The sequence below is a fragment of the Roseburia sp. TF10-5 genome, assembly GCF_003462365.1.
In the GTDB taxonomy this organism is placed as follows: domain Bacteria; phylum Bacillota; class Clostridia; order Lachnospirales; family Lachnospiraceae; genus Roseburia; species Roseburia faecis.
Genome location: NZ_QTYW01000007.1, coordinates 98,421 through 122,520, shown reverse-complemented (window position 1 = coordinate 122,520; position 24,100 = coordinate 98,421). Strand labels below are relative to the sequence as shown.

Genomic DNA, 24,100 nt, shown 5'->3' with positions numbered 1-24,100 from the left:
GCATTGGAGTAATAAGTCTGCTATGATTATCTACGACGAAGGCGTCAAAAGAGAATTCTTTTGACGCCTTTTTTGCGTTTAAAAATATAAGAGATCGGAGGAAGATAGGATGAACGCAGGGGATACAGGATTTATGCTGATATGTTCAGCTCTGGTGTTTTTTATGACACCTGGATTAGCCTTTTTCTATGGAGGATTGGTTCGAAGAAAGAATGTCGTCAGCACCATGATGGCATGCGCAGCGATTATGGGATTGTCGGTTGTCATGTGGGTATTGTTTGGATATTCACTGTCTTTTGGTGGAAATCATGCAGGAATTATTGGAGATTTCCGGTGGTTTGGCTTGCATGGAATTAAAATGAATGAAGCAGGTCCATATGCGTCGACGATACCGCATCTGGTTTATATCGCATTTCAGATGATGTTTGCAATGATTACGCCGGCTTTGATCACGGGTTCCCTTGTGGGTCGTGTAAAATTTAAGGCATTGTTTTTATTTATTATGTTCTGGTCCGTCATTGTATACTATCCAATGGCACATATGGTATGGGGACAGGGAGGATTACTTGCAGAAATCGGATCGGTTGATTTTGCCGGAGGAAATGTGGTGCATATCAGTTCCGGTGTCAGTGCATTGGTATTTTCCATTATCCTTGGCAGGCGAAGAGGATATGAACAGACGGCATACCGGGTACATAACATTCCGTTTGTAGCACTCGGAGCATTTATCTTATGGTTTGGGTGGTTTGGATTTAATGCAGGAAGTGCACTGGCAGCGAACGGACTGGCAGCACATGCGTTTATGACAACTGCACTTGCCAGTGCAAGTGCCATGATGTCCTGGATGTTTATTGATGTGATCAAGGATGGAAAGCCTACCTTAGTAGGTGCTTCTACCGGTCTGGTTGTTGGACTGGTTGCAATTACACCGGGAGCTGGATTTGTTCCGATCTGGTCGGCAATTATCATCGGAGCACTGGTCAGCCCGATCTGCTGTGGTACCATTTCCCTGTTGAAAGGAAAATTAAAGATTGATGATGCACTCGATGCATTTGGCTGCCATGGCATCGGAGGAGTCTGGGGAGGAATTGCAACCGGATTGTTTGCAAAACATTCTATCAATCCGGTTGCCCGCTGGGATGGACTGTTTTTTGGAAATTACCGTTTATTTGTTGCACAGATTATTGGAATTGTTGTGACAGTTGCCGTGGCGATTGTCGGTACATTGGTCTGCCTTGGCATTGTAAGATTGTTTACGGAGCTTCGTGTAGATGAAAAAGCAGAAAAAGTTGGTCTGGATATTTCGCAGCATGGAGAGAGTGCGTATCCGACATTTAATGGTCTGGATTCATAAGTCCCAGAAACAGACCTCGTATGTTATAATGGATCCGTCAGTTATTTCGAGACAGAGATAAATCTGGAAGTATAAAATAATCATGTATAAGGAGAAAAAAGAAGCTTATGATGATAAAAGTGGAAGCAATCGTCCGGGAAGAAGTTTTTGAGGATGTAAAGGAAGCATTAAACGCGATTGATGTGAATGGTATCACCGTATCACAAGTGATGGGATGCGGTGCACAGAGGGGATATAAAAAGAGAGTGCGTGGTACAGAAGTAGATGTTATGATGCAGCCGAAGATTAAGTTTGAGATTGTGGTATCGTCCGAGGAATGGGAGAAAGCGACCATTGATGCCATTCAGAAGGCTGCATTTACCGGAGAAGTCGGGGATGGAAAGATTTTCAGCTATGAGATCCGTACTGCTACAAAGATCCGTACCAGAGAGAGCGGGGCTGACGCCTTAAATTAGATTTTTAACAGAATCTACAGCATTGAGTTTTGGTTTTGGTGAACAATAAAAAGAGCATCCACATGGGATGCTCTTTTTGCATATCGAATTTACCTGATACAGGGAAATTATAACTGAGGACCAGCAGAAACCAGTGCCTTACCAGCTGCATTTCCTTCATACTTGGAGAAGTTCTTGATGAATCTTGCTGCAAGATCCTTAGCCTTTGTCTCCCACTCAGAAGCATCAGCATAAGTATCACGAGGATCAAGAATTCCTGTATCTACACCGTTTAATTCGGTTGGTACTTCGAAATCGAAGTAAGGAATCTTCTTAGTAGGAACGTTGTTGATATCTCCGTTTAAGATTGCATCGATGATTCCACGGGTATCTTTGATAGAGATACGCTTTCCGGATCCGTTCCATCCGGTATTTACGAGGTAAGCCTTAGCGCCGCTCTTCTGCATCTTCTTAACGAGTTCCTCAGCATACTTTGTAGGATGTAACTCAAGGAATGCCTGTCCGAAGCAAGCAGAGAATGTAGGTGTAGGCTCAGTAATTCCACGCTCTGTACCAGCAAGCTTTGCAGTAAATCCGGAAAGGAAGTAGTACTGTGTCTGCTCTGGAGTCAGAATAGATACTGGAGGAAGTACTCCGAAAGCATCTGCTGACAGGAAGATTACGTTCTTTGCTGCTGGAGCAGAAGAGATTGGACGTACGATATTCTTGATATGATCGATTGGGTAAGAAACACGAGTGTTCTCGGTAACGCTCTTGTCTGCGAAATCGATCTTGCCGTTTGCATCTACAGTTACGTTCTCAAGAAGAGCATCTCTTCTGATTGCGTTGTAGATATCTGGCTCAGAATCCTTATCCAGGTTGATAACCTTAGCATAGCATCCACCTTCGAAGTTGAAAACGCCGTTGTCATCCCAGCCGTGCTCATCATCACCGATCAGGAGACGCTTAGGATCTGTAGAAAGTGTAGTCTTTCCTGTTCCAGACAGACCGAAGAAGATTGCTGTATTCTTGCCATCTAAATCTGTGTTTGCGGAGCAGTGCATAGAAGCCATACCCTTGAGTGGAAGGAAGTAGTTCATCATAGAGAACATACCTTTCTTCATTTCTCCGCCGTACCATGTATTGATGATAACCTGCTCTTTGCTTGTGATGTTGAAAGCTACACATGTCTCAGAGTTTAATCCTAACTCTTTGTAGTTTGCAACTTTAGCCTTAGAAGCATTGTATACTACGAAATCAGGCTCGAAATTCTCAAGTTCTTCAGCGGAAGGCTTGATGAACATGTTTGTTACGAAATGTGCCTGCCAAGCTACCTCTACGATGAAACGGATAGCCATACGGGTGTCTTTGTTTGCACCACAGAATGCATCTACAACGAAAAGTCTCTTGTTGCAGAGCTCTTTCTTTGCAATATCCTTAACAACTGCCCATGTGTCTTCTGTCATTGGGTGGTTGTCGTTCTTGTACTCATCAGATGTCCACCATACAGTGTCCTTTGAGTTATTGTCCATAACGATATATTTGTCTTTTGGAGAACGTCCGGTGTAGATACCAGTCATTACGTTAACTGCACCAAGCTCTGTCTCCTGACCAACTTCATATCCTTCAAGGCCAGCTTTTGTCTCTTCTTCGAATAATTTCTCATAAGAAGGGTTGTGAACGATTTCTGTGGTACCGGTGATACCATACTTGCTTAAATTGATTTCTGCCATCTTGATTTAAACCTCTTTCTTTATAGTATAGTAAGAAAAAATTCCTTTTTCCCTAATTTAGTATTATACATAATTACCCAATAAAATCAATAAAATTTGTATGAATTTTTCCCGATTTTGTAATTTTGTGGGGGCAATGGAAAGGCGGTTCCGTGGCGTTGGATGATTGCATGCAAATTACTGGTAAAATAGAGAAAACACGTAAAAACACAAACAATTTAAATATAAACAGAAAATAAAGAGAAAAATTTAAAAATATAGAACAAAATAGTTGACAATATAAAGCAACTATGATAATATACAGTCAACAAAACAAACAAGACCTAATTACACAAGACTTCCAATCGGACCAAGCGGTTGGAAAGCCAATTGGAAATAGAAAGAAGCTTGGAGTAAGCAGGAATTGAATGAGAAAAGGAGGTACAGTCCAATGGGACGATGATCAAAACAAAAACTTCATGGTAAGCGTGGTAGTGTCTGAAAATTTCAGCGGGAAAAGCCTTTTGGAATAGAAAATAATAATTGAGGGTATTTAGGATAAGATACCAAGAGTGAGAAAGGCAATGGATATGTACAGACATTTTACTGATGAAGATGCTGCGGAAAGATACCACAGAAGGTAATTTGAGGGTAAGATGTGCGGAAGAAGTTCATTTTATAAAAAGCGAGAGAGCAGACTTCAGATTATTATTCAATATAGAGATTACATATCACTAATTTTCTAAACAGATGGAAGTATCTGTGAGCTGAAGAAAATAAATTACAAAAGAAAGGAACAAAAAATTGAATAACGAAACCGAGTAGAACGGTCACTGTATTTTTAGATTTGAAAGTATGGTGGCCGTTTCTTATTGTTGTGATATATAATGAAAGTAAAATGTATGGGAGAAATGATATGGAATATATAGCACATAAAGATGGGGATAGAATTCAGACGGTTTTGGAACATTTAACCGGAACGGCTCAATTGGCTGGAGCATTTGCAGATGCATTTGGAAAACAGGAATGGGGGTATTGCTGTGGAATGCTCCATGACATAGGAAAATATTCCGAAGAATTCCAAAAGAAAATAAAATATGATACGAATGAACAGGTAGATCATTCTACAGCAGGAACGAAATTGTGTATGGAAAAAGGTGGGTATTATTCTTTACTGGCATATTGTATTGCCGGACATCATGCCGGACTTCCGGATTATGGAAATACAGAAATTCCATCCAGTTTATGCGGCAGATTAAAGAAAAAAATATGTGATTATCAGGCATATCAATATGAAGTAAAGATTCCGAAGATAGAGACGGACCCATTTGTAAGAAAACCAAATAAAAATTTTGATTTTTCACTCAGTGTTTTTATGCGGATGATTTATTCCTGCCTTGTGGATGCGGATTTTTTAGATACAGAAAAATTCATGAAAAATGGTCAGACAGGGAGAAATTCCGGACAGAATATGGAAATATTGTTGGAAAAACTGGAAAATCATGTGCAGCCCTGGCTTGAAAATCAGGACCTAAATTCGATCAATGGAAGAAGAACAGAAATTTTAAAAGCATGTATGGAAGCTGGAAAAGAAGAAAGAGGTCTGTTTCATCTGACGGTTCCTACCGGTGGTGGAAAGACGATTGCATCGTTAGCATTTGCGTTAAGACATGCAGTTTTTCATCATATGGATCACATTATTTATGTCATTCCATACACCAGTATTATTGAACAGAATGCTGAGGTGTTTCGGAACATCCTGGGGGAAGAAAATGTGTTGGAACATCACTGTAATGTTGATTATGACAGCTCGGAAGATCTAAAACCCATGCAGCTTGCCAGTGAGAATTGGGATAAACCGGTGATCGTGACAACCAGCGTTCAGTTTTTTGAATCGCTTTTTGCTAATACATCGTCCAAGTGCAGAAAGCTTCATAATATTGCAAATTCGGTTGTGATTTTTGATGAGGCACAAATGCTCCCTGTAGATTATTTAAAACCGTGTATTGCAATGATGGAAACACTTATGGAGGATTATCGGTCAAGTATGGTATTGTGTACGGCTACACAACCGGCGCTGGATAAAATATTTATCGGAGAGCGTACATTTGTAGAATTGTGTCCGAATGTGAAGGAACAGTTTGAATTTTTCAGAAGGGTAACGTATCAAAATCTCGGATATGTTCCTATTGATCAGTTAGCGGGCCAACTGCAGAAAGAAAAACAGGCATTGTGTATTGTAAATACAAAAAAATGTGCACAGGAACTTTATCGCAAATTAAAGGGAGAGGGAGTTTATCATCTGTCAACAAGTATGTATCAAAAACACCGAAAGCGGATTCTGGCACAGATCAGGGAAAGATTAAAGCAGAAGAAAAAGTGTATCTTAATTTCTACTAGCTTGGTGGAAGCCGGGGTAGATCTGGATTTTTGCCATGTGTATCGACAGATTGCAGGTGTGGATTCTATCATACAGGCGGCAGGACGCTGCAACCGGGAGGGGCAGGAAAAAGCAGAGGACAGTATCGTTTTTGTGTTTGATGTAACAGACAGCAAAATAGCTCCAAGTCAAAGGCTGCCGGTGGATATTGCAAAAGCAATTTTGCAGGAAACAGATGATATTTCTGATCTGGACAGCATAACAGAGTATTTTAAACGGTTATACCGTTTTCGGGAGCAAAGTCTGGATAAAAAGAATATTATGGGAAAATTTCAAGAACATAAATATAATTTTGAAACTGCAGCAAAAAAAATTCGTCTGATTGAAGAAGATACAAGAACCATTTTGGTGCCGGTGGAGCAGGAGGCAGAAGAACTGCTGGCGGAATTGAAACATCAGGGATTTTCAAAGGAACGGATGCGAAAGGCATCACAATATTGTATTCAGGTATATGATAACCTTTTTAAAATTTTGTGGGATGCCGGGATGATACAGGAGATTTCTTCGGATGCTACAGAGTTTTATGAGCTTGTGAAGCTGGATCAGTATACGGAGGATATGGGATTAGATTTGTCTGTGGATTCGGGAATGGATTTGTATTTGTAAAGAGGAGTGGCGATGTAAAGAAGATTACATCGCCACTCGTTTGCGTTACTAAAAAGACTATTATTTCAATCCACAGGTGGAACCTGACAATAGTAAGTATAAACAATTTTATTTTTATATTCAAGAATAAATTTAAAGTTCAATAGTAATTTAAGTAAAAAGTCAAAAAGAATTGATTAATGATAGATAAAGTAGTATGATAAATAAAAGATAGAATGTTGTAAAATGATGACAATAGAAAGAGGAAAGAATGATCTTATATCACGGCAGTAAAGAAGTTGTAAAATATCCGGAAATTCGAAAGGCACGTTTTCATAAAGATTTTTATTTCGGATTTTATTGCACACAGTTTCCGGAACAGGCGAGGCGATGGGCAGGCAGGTATGGAACGAAAGGGTATCTGAATCAATACGAGTATACACCAAATGAAAAGTTAAAATATTTGCGTTTTGATGAGATGACGGAAGAATGGCTGGATTTTATCGTGCAGTGCAGAAAGGGCATTGCACATACTTATGATATTGTGGAAGGTCCGATGGCAGATGATACGATTTATAATTATATCCAGAATTTCATTGACGGAAAAATATCCAGAGCCGCATTCTGGGAATTGGCGAAATTTAACCATCCTACCCATCAGATCAGCTTTCATACGATTTCGGCGCTGGATACGTTAGAATATATCGGAAGTGAGGCTGTGTATGGGAACAAAAAATAATAATGATTTATTTTATACATGTAGTCTGATTGAATATATTGGAAGACAGATGAAACGAACAAGAAAAGAAGTCGTGGATTGTCTTACAAAAGAACGCATTCAGCGGATTTACGAATTCGCGGATGTTTTTCACTGTGAGCCGATCGAAAAAGTGGCGGATGAGTTTATACAGGAATGTCACATGAACTCTGGAACTTTTGATAATGTGCAGGCATGCCGGTATAAAATACCGGATTATTGGGATATCGGGGAAGTTTATGAACGGTTGATAGAAGACTGTTATGATGATCATAAAATTGTAGATGGAATCTGGGAAGTATATCATTCGTGGATAGATGCACAGATCTCCAATTATAATTCTGATTTTTACTATCAGCCGAGAGACTATATTGCAGCGTGCTATGAGGAAGGAGTGGTACTTTAAATGGGAGTAGGAGTAAAGGTACAGGTATGGGGGGAATATGCATTATTTTCCAGACCGGAGATGAAAGTGGAACGGTGTTCCTATGATGTCATGACACCATCAGCGGCAAGGGGGATTTTGGAAGCAATCTATTGGCATCCGGGGCTGCGTTGGGTGATTGACAAAATATATGTAAAAAATCCAATCCGCTTTACAAGCGTCCGGAGAAATGAAGTAAAAAGCAAAGTTTCCGCCAGCAATGTGTTACAGGCATATAATGGAGCAGACAAGCCTCTTTATATCAGCACAAAAGAGGACATTGTCCAGCGGGCTTCATTGATTTTAAGGGATGTATCATATGTGATAGAAGCACATTTTGAAATGACGGATCAGGCAAATGAGACAGATAATCCGGGAAAGTTTAAAGATATCATGATGCGGAGACTAAAACGTGGGGAATGTTATCATATGCCATATTTTGGCTGCCGGGAATTTCCAGCACATTTTTGTCTCTGTGAGGAGGAAGTGATCCATACCATTTATGATGAGATTCCGGAAAAAGACCTGGGGTTTATGTTGTATGATATGGATTATAGTAACAAGGAAGATATTCAGCCGATGTTTTTTCGGGCGGTTATGAAACGTGGTGTCATCGATTTGCGGGATTGTGAGGTGATACGATGATTTTGCAGGCATTGGTAAAGGAATATGAAAATCTTGCACAAAAGGGTCTGGTTTCCAAGCCGGGATGGAGTCAGGCAAAAGTTTCTTATGCCATTGATCTGAATGCAGATGGAAGTATAAAAGTCATTTATTCTTTGCAGACAGAAGACCAGCGAGGGAAAAAAATAGTTATGGTTCCAGCGCTGTTATATGTGCCGGAAATGGTTACACGATCTTCCGGGGTTGCAGCAAATTTTCTGTGTGATAATGCCAAATATATGCTTGGAATTGATACAGATGGAACAAATGATCGTGTGAAAGACTGTTTTCAGGCGGCAAAGGAAAAACATATCGCACTATTAAAAGATGTAGATAATCCTATGGCAAAAGCAATCTGTTCTTTTTTTGAAACGTGGAATCCGGAAAATGCAAAAGACAATGGCTGCGTTCAGGACAAATGGGAGGAACTAAATGAGGGTGGAAATCTTATCTTTTGCATGGGAATGGATTATGCACAGGATGATTCAGATATAAAAGCAGCTTGGGAAAATTCGATTGAAGCAAACGGGGAAGAACAAACGGGAATATGCCTTGTAACAGGGGAAAGAACGGAGATTGCAAGAATCCACCGGGGAATCAAAGGGGTTCCTGGGGCGCAGTCCAGCGGGGCGGCGCTTGTTTCGTTTAATGCCCCGGCGTTTGAATCCTATGGAAAGGAGCAAAGCTACAATGCACCGGTGGGAAAATATGCAGAGTTTGCGTATACGACAGCATTGAATTATCTTTTAAGCAAAAGGGAAAACACATTTTCATTGGGAGATTCCATGATTGTATTCTGGGCAGAAACCGGAGAAAAAAAGTGTGAGGATCTTTTTTGTATTTCGATCAACCCGCAAGAAGATAATCAGGAACAGTTACAGAAAGTTTTTGATAATTTAAAAGCAATGCGTCCGATCGATCTGGACGATATAACGATTGATCTGACACAGCAGTTTTATATATTATGTCTGGCGCCAAATGCAGCGAGACTATCGGTTCGGTTTTTCTATCAGAATTCATTTGGAACCATTTTAAAAAATATAGAAGCACATTATAAACGCATGGATGTTGTAAGGCCTTCCTGGGCAAACGATAGAAAATTTCTTGGAATCTATCGTATGCTGCAGGAAACCGTGAATATGAAATCCAAAGAGAAAAAACCGGTTGCGAATATGGCGGCTTCTGTATTACAGGCGGTTTTGTCGGGGAATCGGTATCCAGCAAGTTTATATACAGATACCCTGATTCGCATTCGTTCGGAACAGGGAAATGTTACTTATGGAAGGGCAGCAATTATCAAAGCTTTTTTGATAAAAAATTATCAATGGAAAGAAGGAGAAGAATGTATGGGATTAAATGAATCAAGTAATGAGACTCCATATATATTGGGAAGATTATTTTCAGTATTGGAGTCTATTCAAAAGGATGCAAATCCGGGAGTTAATACAACGATAAGAGATCGCTATTTTAATTCCGCATGTGCAACACCTGCGTCAGTATTTCCAGTTTTAATCAAATTAAAAAACAGCCACATTAAAAAATTGGAACGTGAAATTGGGGGTGGATCAAAAATTTATTACGAAAAACTGTTGACAGAACTCATGGAAAAAATTAACGCTTTTCCACAACGATTGAGTTTGGAAGAACAGGGAAAATTTATGTTGGGATATTATCATCAGACACAGAAAAAGTATGAAAAAAGGGAGGAGAAGTAAATGGGAGAAGCAATTAAAAACAGATATGAATTTGTTGTATTATTTGATGTGGAAAACGGAAATCCAAATGGAGATCCGGATGCGGGAAATATGCCACGCATTGATCCGGAGAGCGGATTAGGTCTGGTAACAGATGTATGTTTAAAACGTAAGATTCGTAATTATATCGAGATGGTGAAAGAAGACGAAGCTGGATACAAGATTTATATTAAGGAAAATGTGCCATTAAACAGAAGTGACCGGGAGGCCTGTGAGAGCTTAGGAGTGACGGAAACGGAAGATAAAAAGGTAACGGATGCCCTGAAAAAGTTAAAGAAATCAGATCCGGATGCAGATCTGAAACTGCGGGATTATATGTGCAAAAATTTTTATGATATTCGGACATTTGGTGCAGTTATGACAACTTTTGTGAAAGCTTCCCTAAATTGTGGACAGGTGCGGGGACCGGTGCAGCTTGGGTTTGCCAGAAGTATTGATCCAATTATTAGTCAGGAAGTAACCATTACAAGAGTTGCAATTACAACCGAAAAAGATGCAGAAAATAAAAGCACAGAAATGGGAAGAAAGAGTATTGTTCCATATGGACTGTACCGCGTGGAAGGATACGTTTCGGCAAATTTGGCAAGAAAGGTAACCGGATTTTCAGAGGAGGATCTGGATTTATTATGGGATGCAATTATCAATATGTTTGAAAATGATCATTCTGCGGCAAGGGGAAAAATGGCAGTCCGGGAATTGATTGTGTTTAAGCACAGTAAGGAATTGGGAGATTGTCCGGCATATAAATTATTTGACGCAGTGGAAGTTAAGAAAAATGAAACTGTGGAATATCCGAGAAAGTATCAGGATTATAAAGTTACCATTCATGAAGAAGAAATACCAGATTCGGTAGAAGTGAAAAGGATGATTTAATGGAATACGCGCAGGATGATTATTTGATGATCTCCGGAATCCAGCATTTTAAATTTTGCAGAAGACAGTGGGCATTGATCCATATTGAGCAGCAGTGGGCAGAAAATGTCCATACGGTTGTTGGAGAACTGATGCATAAAAAAGCACATGATCCATATCTTACAGAAAAAAGAAAGGACATCCTTATTGTTCGGGCACTTCCGGTATCTTCAAAAAGTATGGGAGTAAGCGGAGAATGCGATATCGTTGAATTTCATAAATGCGAAGATGGAATAACATTATTTGGTCATAGGGGATTGTATTCAGTATATCCAATTGAATATAAAAAAGGAAAACCAAAGGAATCAGATGAAGACAAGCTGCAGCTTGCTGCACAGGCAATGTGCCTGGAAGAAATGTTTTCGACAGAGATTACGGAGGGAGCAATCTTTTATGGGGAAACGAGAAGGCGAGAGCCGGTGGAATTTACGGAAGAACTTCGCTGTGAAGTAAGAAAAATATTCGAGGAAATGCATGAATATTATAAGAAAAATTATACGCCGAAAGTAAAGCCGACAAAAGCATGTTCGTCTTGTTCGCTAAAAGAAATCTGTATGCCAAAGCTGGAAAAGGCAGGTTCTGTTAAAGCGTATGTTCAAAAGGTTCTGGAGGATGCAGAATGAGAAAATTATTAAACACATTATATGTAACTTCCGAGAATAGCTATCTGGGATTGGATGGAGAAAACGTTGTTGTTTACGATGACAAAAAAGAAATCGGACGTGTCCCGCTTCACAATCTGGAAGGAATTGTTTCGTTTGGATATCGTGGAACAAGTCCGGCACTTATGGGAGCTTGTGCAGACAAAAATATTTCCCTTTGTTATTTGACACCTCAGGGAAAGTTTCTGGCAAGGATTACCGGAAAAATAAAAGGAAATGTCATATTAAGGGAACAACAGTTTTTAAGTTGTAAGGATGAAACCATCCGTTTGAGAATCGCAAAAAATTGTATTTTAGGAAAAGTATATAATGCAAGATGGGTGTTGGAACGTGCAGTTCGGGATCATTCCATGCAGATTGATGCAGAAGCTGTAAAAACGGCATCCTTGCAATTAAAATCTTTTCTGGATTATATCCAGAATGCAAAATCGATCGATCAGCTCCGGGGATATGAAGGAGAAGCTGCAAGCATTTATTTTGGAGTATTTGATGAGTTAATTTTGCAACAGAAAAAAGATTTTATATTTCAGGGAAGAAATAAAAGACCACCGTTAGATAATGTCAACGCAATGTTATCCTTTGTCTATACATTACTGACCAATCAGATTACATCAGCATTGGAGACGGTTGGCCTTGATCCGTATGTTGGATATATGCACACGGATCGACCGGGAAGGGCTTCTCTTTCTTTGGATTTGATAGAAGAATTGCGTGCAGTTATGGCAGACCGGTTTGTCTTATCTTTGATCAATAAGAAAATTGTGAATGGAAAAGACTTTACAAGAAAAGAAAATGGTGCGGTTTTGATGGATACAGAGTCACGGAAAAAGTTGTTGTCGGAATGGCAGAACAAGAAAAAAGAAATGATTACCCATCCTTACCTCAAAGAAAAAATGGAATGGGGAATGGTTCCCTATGTTCAGGCTATGTTACTTGCGCGGTTCCTAAGAGGTGATCTAGATGGATATCCGGTATTTTTATGGAAATGAGGAATCCAAATGCTTGTTTTAATTACTTATGATGTAAATACGGAGACGGCTGCAGGAAAAGGCCGCTTGCGAAAAGTGGCAAAACAGTGTGTAAATTATGGAAGACGCGTTCAGAATTCGGTGTTTGAATGTATTCTGGATAATGCACAATGTGTGCTGTTAAAGTCGATATTAACGGATATTATTGATGAAAGTGTGGATAGTTTGCGATTTTACTATCTGGGAAATAATTATCACACAAAAATTGAACACATAGGTGTTGATCGGGGAATTGCTGCGGATCAGACGCTTATATTGTAAGGACTATGGTGCGAACGGAAAGTACACATAAAATACTGGAGGGATTCGCACTTGAAATATTAAATAAAAGGCATTGAAATGACATTTCTATGAATAGATAGAGATGGTTATTTTATGTTATTGCTGACAAAATATACAGTATTATACAAAGAAAATGAAATTTGTTGTATAATATTGCTGTCGCTCCCTTCGCGGGAGCGTGGATTGAAATTTTGTGACGGCCGGTTTCCGCGGGTGCCCTTATGGTCGCTCCCTTCGCGGGAGCGTGGATTGAAATATTTACCGGTCGGAATAAATATACGACATCTGTCGTCGCTCCCTTCGCGGGAGCGTGGATTGAAATGCCAAGATAGTATCGAAGATAACGATTACCAGCGTCGCTCCCTTCGCGGGAGCGTGGATTGAAATAGAAATTGTAAAGGAGATTGAAAAATGAAAAATTCGTCGCTCCCTTCGCGGGAGCGTGGATTGAAATCTAATACGGACGATAGTGGCACAGAAGATGGTACAGTCGCTCCCTTCGCGGGAGCGTGGATTGAAATCGTGGTCTTGAGTTCTAAAAATTGTTCCGCTTTCGTCGCTCCCTTCGCGGGAGCGTGGATTGAAATGTTTGTAGGTGGTGTATATGATAAATAGCAATTTGTCGCTCCCTTCGCGGGAGCGTGGATTGAAATATCGGAGTTGAAAGAAGAAGCGGTGTTGCAGATAGTCGCTCCCTTCGCGGGAGCGTGGATTGAAATCTATGTTCTCTCATGGATAGGCATGGACCCGGTGGTGTCGCTCCCTTCGCGGGAGCGTGGATTGAAATATTACTGATGTCGTGGCTGCTCTTGAAGACCTGGGTCGCTCCCTTCGCGGGAGCGTGGATTGAAATGTCAGCCCTGTGATCATCTCCTGGCTTGGGATTCCGTCGCTCCCTTCGCGGGAGCGTGGATTGAAATGTCAGCCCTGTGATCATCTCCTGGCTTGGGATTCCGTCGCTCCCTTCGCGGGAGCGTGGATTGAAATGTCAGCCCTGTGATCATCTCCTGGCTTGGGATTCCGTCGCTCCCTTCGCGGGAGCGTGGATTGAAATCATCTAGGTTGATGTCGTCATCGATGAAGCTGACGTCGCTCCCTTCGCGGGAGCGTGGATTGAAATCAAAGACGTAATCGCGTCGGACGTGCACGACACGTCGCTCCCTTCGCGGGAGCGTGGATTGAAATCGGATGGATGCGTATGCAGCTCTGGCGATCGTCGTCGCTCCCTTCGCGGGAGCGTGGATTGAAATCGTATGGCATTGCTGTCATGATGGTTCCGTTCGGTCGCTCCCTTCGCGGGAGCGTGGATTGAAATTCCATCGTAAACACCACAGAGCCGCCGCTCCTGAGTCGCTCCCTTCGCGGGAGCGTGGATTGAAATATGCCTGCCGAGAAATGGCTCGCGGTGCAGTCCGTCGCTCCCTTCGCGGGAGCGTGGATTGAAATAATGCAAAGCAGGCAGGAGACATGCTGACGCCCGTCGCTCCCTTCGCGGGAGCGTGGATTGAAATGAACTACCAGCATGACCAGCGCCTTGCCTTCGGGTCGCTCCCTTCGCGGGAGCGTGGATTGAAATGTCCAGAAACACAAGGACAACTGTCCTTGTGTCGTCGCTCCCTTCGCGGGAGCGTGGATTGAAATTTGATCTATAATGAACTAGAACTCATTTCCACTGGTCGCTCCCTTCGCGGGAGCGTGGATTGAAATATCAACCACCCATACGATAAACAAACGTAGTAAATTGTCGCTCCCTTCGCGGGAGCGTGGATTGAAATAAAACCGCAATAAACAAACTCTGCCAGACATTGGTCGCTCCCTTCGCGGGAGCGTGGATTGAAATAATCGCCTGATTCTTATATACGATCGCTCCTCCCGTCGCTCCCTTCGCGGGAGCGTGGATTGAAATCGGTGTATCCACTCATATTCCACAAGCCCCCTGGTCGCTCCCTTCGCGGGAGCGTGGATTGAAATTACAATGTAACCGAAAAAACAATTGATGAAATTCGTCGCTCCCTTCGCGGGAGCGTGGATTGAAATATAGGGTACCAGACCTTTACCGCGACAAACAACTGTCGCTCCCTTCGCGGGAGCGTGGATTGAAATTTTCGTCATGTATTTGACTATGTAAGTGGCAACCTTGTCGCTCCCTTCGCGGGAGCGTGGATTGAAATACCTATACCACGAATAAAAATAATCAGAACAATTGGTCGCTCCCTTCGCGGGAGCGTGGATTGAAATAATAAACATTGATACCAGTTTAACGAATAGTTCTGTCGCTCCCTTCGCGGGAGCGTGGATTGAAATTACATAACTAAGAACTACCCACCTATGATGGCATAGTCGCTCCCTTCGCGGGAGCGTGGATTGAAATCCGTACGGACTGTTTTAAAAGTCGCATAAACACGTCGCTCCCTTCGCGGGAGCGTGGATTGAAATTATTTCATGCATAATTATATCACCACCTTTATTGTCGCTCCCTTCGCGGGAGCGTGGATTGAAATTCTGATATAATCAATCAAAAGGGGGATTGATCAAATGTCGCTCCCTTCGCGGGAGCGTGGATTGAAATTATTTCATGCATAATTATATCACCACCTTTATTGTCGCTCCCTTCGCGGGAGCGTGGATTGAAATCTGCAAAAGCATAGATAACTTCTGCACCATTGTTGTCGCTCCCTTCGCGGGAGCGTGGATTGAAATTGAACAAGGTTTATTATCAGCTTCTTGACTAGTGTCGCTCCCTTCGCGGGAGCGTGGATTGAAATCCGAACCATAATACTTGATCAGAAATGCTCTAACGTCGCTCCCTTCGCGGGAGCGTGGATTGAAATTGATATGACTTTGACGGATCAATCTCGATATTGCGTCGCTCCCTTCGCGGGAGCGTGGATTGAAATCCGGATACGATCGAAGAAGCAATCATGCAGGACGGAGGTCGCTCCCTTCGCGGGAGCGTGGATTGAAATCACTTCAACTATGGTTAAAAGTTATGCCGATGCGGTGTCGCTCCCTTCGCGGGAGCGTGGATTGAAATTTACAAGACTTGAACATTTGCAAGAGGGAAAAGAAGTCGCTCCCTTCGCGGGAGCGTGGATTGAAATTTCTTGGCGGCGAGACGTACAACCACAACGCAGCGTCGCTCCCTTCGCGGGAGCGTGGATTGAAATTATCGAAAAGCAGAATACGGACGACCCCGATGCAGTCGCTCCCTTCGCGGGAGCGTGGATTGAAATACAAAATAAGGGCAAACATTACAGTCTGCCCTTTGTCGCTCCCTTCGCGGGAGCGTGGATTGAAATCGGTATTTTCATCAATTTCCCAATCCTTAATTAAGTCGCTCCCTTCGCGGGAGCGTGGATTGAAATAATCATTGTATCTGGGGAATTGCTCCAGATACCGTCGCTCCCTTCGCGGGAGCGTGGATTGAAATTACTAATTACGATAAAATTCACTCTTGGCATCTTGTCGCTCCCTTCGCGGGAGCGTGGATTGAAATATCATCCTCAATAGGATTGTCAATCTGACCTTTTGTCGCTCCCTTCGCGGGAGCGTGGATTGAAATGCGGAAAGGGATTAAGGGGCTTTTTGCCCCTTATTTGTCGCTCCCTTCGCGGGAGCGTGGATTGAAATACCGAGGATGGCGAACAGCTAATCGTGGCGCTTTGGTCGCTCCCTTCGCGGGAGCGTGGATTGAAATAATACCTCCGTATGTCACGCTCCGGCTTGCCAGGTGTCGCTCCCTTCGCGGGAGCGTGGATTGAAATTTGTATCCATCTGATCATCAATAGCTTTATCATGGTGTCGCTCCCTTCGCGGGAGCGTGGATTGAAATTGGAAGTCGGATTGACGGAAATGCCGACAATGGTGTCGCTCCCTTCGCGGGAGCGTGGATTGAAATAGGAATTTTTGAGATACAGGAAAGGATAAAACATGGTCGCTCCCTTCGCGGGAGCGTGGATTGAAATCTTTGTCTAAAGTCCCAGTTGCCGTCTTATAAAGTCGCTCCCTTCGCGGGAGCGTGGATTGAAATCAGAATAAAGAGTAATCATAAAACCTCCTACATAGTCGCTCCCTTCGCGGGAGCGTGGATTGAAATATAGCAGATACACGAATGAGGAAATTGCAACCCTGTCGCTCCCTTCGCGGGAGCGTGGATTGAAATATCGGAAGTGCTCTAATTTTGGTGTAGCCGGAAGTCGCTCCCTTCGCGGGAGCGTGGATTGAAATCTTGACTTTGGACGTTTATTATCCACTAACCGTTAGTCGCTCCCTTCGCGGGAGCGCGGATTAAAAAGAGAATGACATAACGATGTATGGTATTCAAACTTTGGTTAGGAGATTTTATCAAAATTGTTTTTTGATTTCATAGGAAAGCTCTTTCCCATTTTTTATATTTTTGGTATTATATTTGTTGTGAAAAAATGAAAGAAAAATAATGCCAAAAAATTTGAATATTTTATGTGAAAAAAGGTGGATAAATAGTATAACAGAGGTTCTCATTTTCAATAGGAGGTGAACAACTTGGAAAAAAGACGCAACCTTCCAGGCCTGACACGTGAAGCAGAAGAACAAAATCTGCAGGAAATCATACAGATTGCACAGAATAACCTGGATCATGCAAAAGCGGACATACGAAAACTCAATGCGGATCTGGAAGACCTGCTGGATGTGTACGATGCGCAGGATAAGGAAGGACTTGCACTCTGGAACAATGCAACAGTGCGGCTGCACGAAAACGAGCATAATCTGGTGCGTTATGAGAAAGCACGAAAGAAACCCTATTTTGGTCGTATTGATTTTAAAGATCCAAATGCAAAAGAAGCAGAGTCTTATTATATAGGGAGAGTTGGCATTGCCAGGGACGTTTCCGAGCCGGTAGTGCTGGACTGGAGAGCGCCGATAGCCTCCGTTTACTACGAGAGCAGTCTGGGCCCCTGCCAGTATGTCGTCAGTTCAGAAGGAACATTTACGATCGATTTGAAACGGAAGCGCACATACGAAATTGAAAACGATCATCTGAAAGATTTTTTTGATTCGGATGTTGTGGCAAACGATGAACTTTTGACAAAGTATCTGGCGAAAAACAAAAAAGCAGTGCTTGGGGAGATCGTTGCGACGATCCAGAAAGAGCAAAACCAGATCATCCGGCGTTCTCCCAAGACCAATATCATTGTGCAGGGAGTAGCCGGTTCCGGAAAGACAACAGTTGCCATGCACCGGATTTCCTATATTCTATACAATTACAGAGACGATTTCCGACCGGAAGACTTCTATATTATAGGAAGCAACCGGATTTTGCTGAATTATATCACAGGCGTGCTTCCGGAACTGGATGTGTATGGTATTCGGCAGATGACCATGGAACAGTTGTTTATCCGTCTGTTGTACGAGGATTGGGATGAACAAAATTACAGCGTGCATCCTCTGGAAAAAGACGATGCCCAAAATGCCCAGAAAGGAAACAGAGAATGGTTTCATGATCTGGAATTATACTGTGCAGCCTATGAGCAGAGGGAGATTTCACATGAGAAAATCTATCTGGAAGACACAGAAACACTTCTGGCCGGGCCGGTACTGATCAATACCTACTTGCGGGAGCATCCGGAGCTGTCGATGCAGAGTAAAATCCTTATGCTCAATGAAATCCTGTACGCCAGATATGAAAATGAAGTATTGGGAAAACAGATCTCTTATCCGGCAAAGGTGAAAAAGGCATTGGATAAGAAATACACTTCTTATTTTGGCGATGGAAAATGGAAGACATCCATTTATGATTTTTACCGGGAATTTTTACAGGTGCAGGCTGTTGCGGGAAAAGAGGTGGATATACCGGAAAACTCTTTTGATGTGTATGATCTGGCAGCACTTGCATATATTTATAAGAGGATGAAAGAGACGGACCCGGTGCGGGAGGCCAGCCATGTCGTCATCGACGAGGCACAGGATTTTGGAATGATGGCGTATTGCTGTCTGCATTATTGTCTGCGGGGGTGCACTTATACGATCATGGGAGATACGTCCCAGAACATTCACTTTCAATACGGATTAAATGATTGGGAAGAATTGAAAAAACTGGTGTTGACCGGCACCTATGACGCATTTGGTCTGTTGCAGAAAAGTTATCGGAACACCGTCGAGATTTCGGAATATGCAAATGATATCTTACGGCACGGAGATTTTGCCGTGTATCCGGTGGAGCCGATTATCCGCCATGGGGCGAAGGTGCGTGTAGAAAAAAAGCAGGATCTGCAGGAGTTACTGGCACAAGTAGTACATACGATCCGTCAGTGGCAGCAGGATGGATATGAAACCATTGCCGTAATCTGCCGTGACGCGATAGAAGCGGCCAAGATTGCTGCACAGCTGAAACAGTATATTGCGGTGACAGACTGCGATCTGGAGACAACCGAATTTGGAGAAGGCGTTATGGTGCTTCCGGTTGCTTATACCAAAGGCCTTGAGTTTGATGCCGTCCTTTTATATGATCCATCGGAGAAAAATTATCCGCTGGACAATGGGCATGTAAAGCTTTTGTATGTCGCAGCAACGCGCGCATTGCATGAACTGGCGGTAGTTTATCAGGAATCCCTGAGTAAAATTCTGGCAGATCCGGTTCCGGAAAACAAAAAAATGCAGGAATTTTCTTCGGAGACACTGACGAAAGCAAAAGAGTACGACAGGAAACTATTTACACAGAAAGAGATCGAGCAGGAGCGCCGTGCAAAAGGAGATAAAGAGCACAACATCCGGGGATATATCGGGCCGAAAAAAATAGAAGCATGTGTGCCAGAGGAGAAGACTGTGCACACGCATGCCATTCCTCCCGCTTCTAAAATATCAAAAATATCAAAAAAGCCGGCAATCGAACAAATGAATATGTCTCCCTATGCCTTTGGAGAACTGCCGGATAACCGGAGTCTTCCGGTGCGCAGCCACGCAAAAATCAGTGGCGCCGTGAAATCGGCCAAAAAGACAAAGGAACATATTGATATTGCAAGCGCGGCAGGACTTCTTCGACTGACACCGATCACACCGGAAATCATCCGTGTCAGCTATGTCAAAGGAGTAACAACAAAGATAAAAAATACTTACTGGAAGCCAAAAGCAGAGGAAACGGTTCTCTGGAGTGCCAAAGAGTCAAAGTCCGCGTTAAGAGTTGCCACAGAAAAAGTAGTGGTTATCATCGACAAAAAGACGGGAGCCATGCGCTTTGAAACAGCAGACGGAACCTTGCTTTTAAAGGAGCGCACAACAGAACCGCGCCTGATTATGGAAAATCAGACCTGGGAATTTTTCGACTGGGAATTTTCCGAAAAAATCAATGCAAAAGGAGTGCTTTCCACAGATCTTCTGGTGTTGCGCTCCAAGGCGAAGTATATTTCCTTTGGCGGAAAACCGATGCGGATGCCACTTGTTTTATCGGGGAAAGGATACGGAATCGGTGTCGCTGCGACACAATCCGTTCTTCTTTGTAATATCAAAACCTATGGTCCCTATATCAGCACGCAGGGGGACGGACAGATTGATTACTATTTTATTTATGGTGGAAATAACGAAAAAACCATAGCTTTGTATAAAAAATTAAATTCATAATTTACAAAATGGCAGGTTTTTGCCGATTTCTTTCTTGAAAAACTTTCTCTTTTATATCGGACAGTGTATAATTGAAAATAAATATCAATAAGTACAGAAAAAACGAAGGACAAAAGAGAATGACGTTAAAAGATTTGGAAATCGGAAAAAGTGCCGTTATCAAAGCGGTTGGCGGCGAGGGTGCGCTTCGGCAGCATTTCCTGGATATGGGAGTGATTCCGGGAGCGGAAGTGACGGTGATTAAGTTTGCTCCAATGGGCGACCCGATGGAACTGCAGATCCATGGGTATGAGCTGACTCTTCGGCTGGCAGATGCAGATCAGATTACAATTGAGCAGATTTCTTCCCGTACCAGAAAGCATGAAGGAGCCAGAAACATTAATCAGTCGGTTCATCCGGGACTGGGCGAAGAAGGAAAGTATCATGTAAAAGGGGATGGAAACCCTTTGCCGGAAAAGACGAGGCTTACATATGCGCTGGTGGGAAATCAGAATTGTGGAAAGACGACGCTGTTTAACCAGCTGACCGGTTCAAACCAGCATATCGGAAACTTTCCGGGGGTTACGGTTGACCGCAAGGATGGACCGATCAAAGGACACCCAGACACTTTGGTGACAGATCTGCCGGGAATCTATTCGATGTCCCCTTACAGCAGTGAGGAGATTGTTTCAAGAAATTTTGTGCTGGAGGATAAACCAAAGGCGATCATCAATATTATTGATGCAACCAATATCGAGCGGAATCTGTATCTGACGATGCAGCTGCTGGAAATGGATATCCCGATGGTTGTGGCACTCAATATGATGGATGAGATGACTGGAAATTCAGGATCGGTGGATGTAAACGGGATGGAAGCGATGCTGGGTGTGCCGGTGGTCCCGATTTCTGCTGCAAAAAATGAGGGAGTGGATGAACTGGTAAGGCATGCACTGCATATCGCAAAATATCAGGAGCGGCCAGGACGACAGGATTTCTGTAGTGAAAATGAGTTTGGTGGAGCCGTGCACCGCTGTATTCATGCAGTCAGCCATCTGATCGAGGATCACGCAGAGCATGCAGGGATTCCTCTGCGTTTTGCAGCTTCTAAGATCATTGAAGGGGATCATCTGATTCTGCAGAAACTGGAACTGGACGAGAATGAGCACGAAGCAATTGAACATCTGATTGTACAGATGGAAAAAGAGCGTGGGCTCGATCGCAGTGCGGCGATTGCGGATATGCGTTTTAATTTCATCGAAAAGGTGTGCGAGAAAACGGTAGTAAAGCCGAAGGCAAGCCGGGAGCGCATCCGCAGTGAGAAAATTGATCGGATTCTGACCGGAAAATATACAGCAATTCCATGTTTTATCGGTATTATGCTGTTGGTGTTCTTCCTTACGTTCCATGTGATCGGCGCTTTTTTACAGAACCTGCTTGCCATGGGGATTGACGCACTGTCTAATGTGACAGACCGTGCGCTGACGGCAGCGGGCGTCAATGAAGTGCTTCACGGACTGATCATTGACGGTATTTTTGCCGGAGTCGGAAGTGTACTGAGTTTCCTGCCAATTATCGTAACATTATTTTTCTTTCTGTCATTGATGGAAGACAGTGGTTACATTGCGCGAGTTGCATTTTTTATGGATAAACTTCTGCGAAAAATCGGACTTTCCGGACGAAGCATTGTACCGATGCTCATCGGATTTGGATGTACAGTTCCGGCGGTGATGTCGACCCGCACGCTGCCGAGTGAGAGAGACCGGAAGATGACGATTTTGCTGACTCCGTTTATGAGCTGTTCGGCAAAACTGCCGATTTATGCATTTTTTACCAGCGCATTTTTCCCGGAGTATGGAGCACTCGTGATGTGTGCTTTGTATCTGACCGGAATTGTGATTGGAATCCTGGTTGCGTTGTTGTATCGGAAAACACTGTTCCGTGGAGATGCGGTTCCGTTTGTCATGGAGCTGCCAAATTATCGTCTGCCGGGGCTGAAAAATGTTATGCAGCTTTTGTGGGAGAAAGCAAAAGATTTCCTGCAGAAAGCATTTACCGTTATTTTTGTAGCAACGATCTGTATCTGGTTCTTACAGAAATTTGATTTGCATTTTAATCTGGTGGCAGATTCTAAAGACAGTATTCTTGCGATGATTTCAAACTGCCTGGTTCCAATTTTTGCACCGCTTGGACTGGGAGACTGGAGGATCTGTACTTCATTGATCAGCGGCGTTATGGCAAAGGAGAGCGTGATCTCAACTCTGGAAATTTTATTTGGAGGAGCAGTAAAGGATGCATTGGCGCCGGTAGCGGCAGCTTCACTTCTGGTGTTCAGCCTGTTGTATACGCCGTGTATCGCGGCAATTGCTTCCATTCGCCGGGAACTTGGACGAAAATGGGCAGTAGGCATGGTGATCTGGCAGTGTATGATCGCCTGGGTGGCAGCATTTGCGGTAAGGTGGCTGATGGTTTTATTTATGAGATAATGAAAATAGAGCAGAAAGTACTTGAAGGAATCGGAAAGATAGAATAAAATAATAACAAAAAAGGATTATTTATTTATGCTCAGACAAATGTGGAAAAAGAGAGTTTGTTTTGTTCTGGCTGTGATTCTGGCAGCGCTTGCTGTGACACCGGTTGAAATGGATTATGCGGATGCGGCAATGGTGCATTCCATTACAGCACTGATGACAGGAAATCTGGTAAATAAGTCCAATGCCGATAAACTGACTTACAGACAGATGGAGACAAGCGCCTATGAGAGAAAACTGATTTCAAAAAGTGTGTATAATTACACGATGCAGCAGGTCCCGGCATTGTATGAGGGCAGGAACGTCATTAATGTGTCTGGTATGACTGGAAAGGCAAATACTAGTTATGTGGATGATGATGGCATTGGGGAAAATGTTTCATTTGTAAAATTTCAATGTAGAAAGAGCGGTAAATACCAGTTTACGGAAAGTGATTTTAAGGGAAAATCCAAGAATGAAGTGATCTATAATGATAACAATTATCTCATGTTTCTGCCAAAAGAGTTAAAAAGCGGGTATGAGATTTATGACCCATGGAACAGTACCTACTATCAGTTTCTTTCCAGAACTTTTGCAAGTGGTTATGGCAAAGTATGGTATGATGTCAACGCATCGAAAAAACTTACGAGAAGTGCGAATCGTGCAATAAAAAATTCGGCAGGGTATACAAGCGCTATCCAGAGGGAACTGCAGAAGAAAAAAGACAGTATTTCCAGATACAGTATGGAATCTGAAAAAAATACGTATCGCTTAAAGAAAGGAAATACATATCTGCTTGTGATTTTTACTCCGGATTCCTTCCGTTTCCGGAAAAAAATTACAAAAGAAAATAATTATTATAAGGAACAGTATCTTTCCGATATTCCGTGGTCGTTCGATCTGAAAATTACTTATATGGATGAAAAAGCAGATTAGCAAAATTACCCTATTGTATTAGAAATCAGAACGTGGTACAATGCATAAGAATAGAAAAAAGCATTGACGGAACAAGTA

Annotated in this window: 15 protein-coding genes, 1 CRISPR repeat array and 1 other annotated feature (1 of these 17 running past the window's edge); of the genes, 14 read left to right on the top strand and 1 reads right to left on the bottom strand. The window is 42.7% G+C overall.

Annotated elements, in window-relative coordinates; translation table 11 throughout:
• Nucleotides 1–109 precede the first annotated feature (109 nt).
• Together DXD06_RS09000 and DXD06_RS08995 are read left to right on the top strand one after the other, a co-directional pair.
• Nucleotides 110–1,354 (top strand): ammonium transporter, encoded by a 1,245-nt coding sequence (locus DXD06_RS09000; RefSeq protein ID WP_117831406.1) that lies wholly within the window; start codon nt 110–112, stop codon nt 1,352–1,354.
• Nucleotides 1,355–1,461: 107 nt separating this feature from the next.
• A complete protein-coding gene (locus tag DXD06_RS08995; RefSeq protein ID WP_022045760.1) occupies nt 1,462–1,809 on the top strand; it encodes a P-II family nitrogen regulator in 348 nt (115 codons plus the stop codon).
• 107 nt (nt 1,810–1,916) lie between these two features.
• Here DXD06_RS08995 and pckA read toward each other — a convergent pair whose 3' ends face one another.
• A complete protein-coding gene (gene pckA, locus DXD06_RS08990) occupies nt 1,917–3,521 on the bottom strand; it encodes a phosphoenolpyruvate carboxykinase (ATP) (RefSeq protein ID WP_055068641.1) in 1,605 nt (534 codons plus the stop codon).
• 895 nt (nt 3,522–4,416) lie between these two features.
• Here pckA and cas3 point away from each other — a divergent pair.
• The 12 genes from cas3 to DXD06_RS08930 all read left to right on the top strand — a co-directional run bounded on the left by cas3 (nt 4,417) and on the right by DXD06_RS08930 (nt 24,022).
• A complete protein-coding gene (cas3, locus tag DXD06_RS08985; protein WP_117831405.1) occupies nt 4,417–6,546 on the top strand; it encodes a CRISPR-associated helicase Cas3' in 2,130 nt (709 codons plus the stop codon).
• Nucleotides 6,547–6,796: 250 nt separating this feature from the next.
• Entirely contained in the window at nt 6,797–7,264 is a 468-nt protein-coding gene (locus DXD06_RS08980; protein ID WP_117831404.1) for a DUF3990 domain-containing protein, read from the top strand.
• Nucleotides 7,248–7,688, top strand: a complete 441-nt coding sequence (locus DXD06_RS08975; protein ID WP_117831403.1) for a hypothetical protein — start codon at nt 7,248–7,250, stop codon at nt 7,686–7,688. The genes DXD06_RS08980 and DXD06_RS08975 overlap by 17 nt, the downstream gene beginning before the upstream one ends.
• A complete protein-coding gene (gene cas5c / locus DXD06_RS08970) occupies nt 7,689–8,351 on the top strand; it encodes a type I-C CRISPR-associated protein Cas5c (protein ID WP_117831402.1) in 663 nt (220 codons plus the stop codon).
• Entirely contained in the window at nt 8,348–10,084 is a 1,737-nt protein-coding gene (gene cas8c / locus DXD06_RS08965) for a type I-C CRISPR-associated protein Cas8c/Csd1 (RefSeq protein ID WP_117831401.1), read from the top strand. The genes cas5c and cas8c overlap by 4 nt, the downstream gene beginning before the upstream one ends.
• On the top strand, nt 10,085–10,996 hold the full coding sequence (cas7c, locus tag DXD06_RS08960) for a type I-C CRISPR-associated protein Cas7/Csd2 (protein WP_117831400.1): 912 nt from the start codon (nt 10,085–10,087) through the stop codon (nt 10,994–10,996).
• The gene (cas4, locus tag DXD06_RS08955) at nt 10,996–11,658 is read left to right on the top strand and encodes a CRISPR-associated protein Cas4 (RefSeq protein WP_117831399.1); all 663 of its coding nucleotides are present in this window, start codon (nt 10,996–10,998) and stop codon (nt 11,656–11,658) included. The genes cas7c and cas4 overlap by 1 nt, the downstream gene beginning before the upstream one ends.
• On the top strand, nt 11,655–12,686 hold the full coding sequence (cas1c, locus tag DXD06_RS08950) for a type I-C CRISPR-associated endonuclease Cas1c (protein WP_117831398.1): 1,032 nt from the start codon (nt 11,655–11,657) through the stop codon (nt 12,684–12,686). Before cas4 ends, cas1c begins: the two co-directional genes overlap by 4 nt.
• Before the next feature lie 9 nt (nt 12,687–12,695).
• A complete protein-coding gene (gene cas2, locus DXD06_RS08945; protein ID WP_117831397.1) occupies nt 12,696–12,986 on the top strand; it encodes a CRISPR-associated endonuclease Cas2 in 291 nt (96 codons plus the stop codon).
• A 179-nt stretch (nt 12,987–13,165) separates the two neighbouring features.
• Nucleotides 13,166–17,301: a CRISPR direct-repeat array (repeat unit 32 nt; unit sequence GTCGCTCCCTTCGCGGGAGCGTGGATTGAAAT).
• A gap of 227 nt (nt 17,302–17,528) precedes the next feature.
• Complete coding sequence (locus tag DXD06_RS08940) at nt 17,529–20,600, top strand: 3'-5' exonuclease (RefSeq protein ID WP_243000977.1); 3,072 nt, start codon at nt 17,529–17,531, stop codon at nt 20,598–20,600.
• A 119-nt stretch (nt 20,601–20,719) separates the two neighbouring features.
• The gene (feoB, locus tag DXD06_RS08935; protein ID WP_117831395.1) at nt 20,720–23,062 is read left to right on the top strand and encodes a ferrous iron transport protein B; all 2,343 of its coding nucleotides are present in this window, start codon (nt 20,720–20,722) and stop codon (nt 23,060–23,062) included.
• Nucleotides 23,063–23,137: 75 nt separating this feature from the next.
• On the top strand, nt 23,138–24,022 hold the full coding sequence (locus tag DXD06_RS08930; protein ID WP_117831394.1) for a hypothetical protein: 885 nt from the start codon (nt 23,138–23,140) through the stop codon (nt 24,020–24,022).
• Between the two features lie 54 nt (nt 24,023–24,076).
• Nucleotides 24,077–24,100, top strand: a binding site (T-box leader) (it continues 168 nt past the right edge of the window).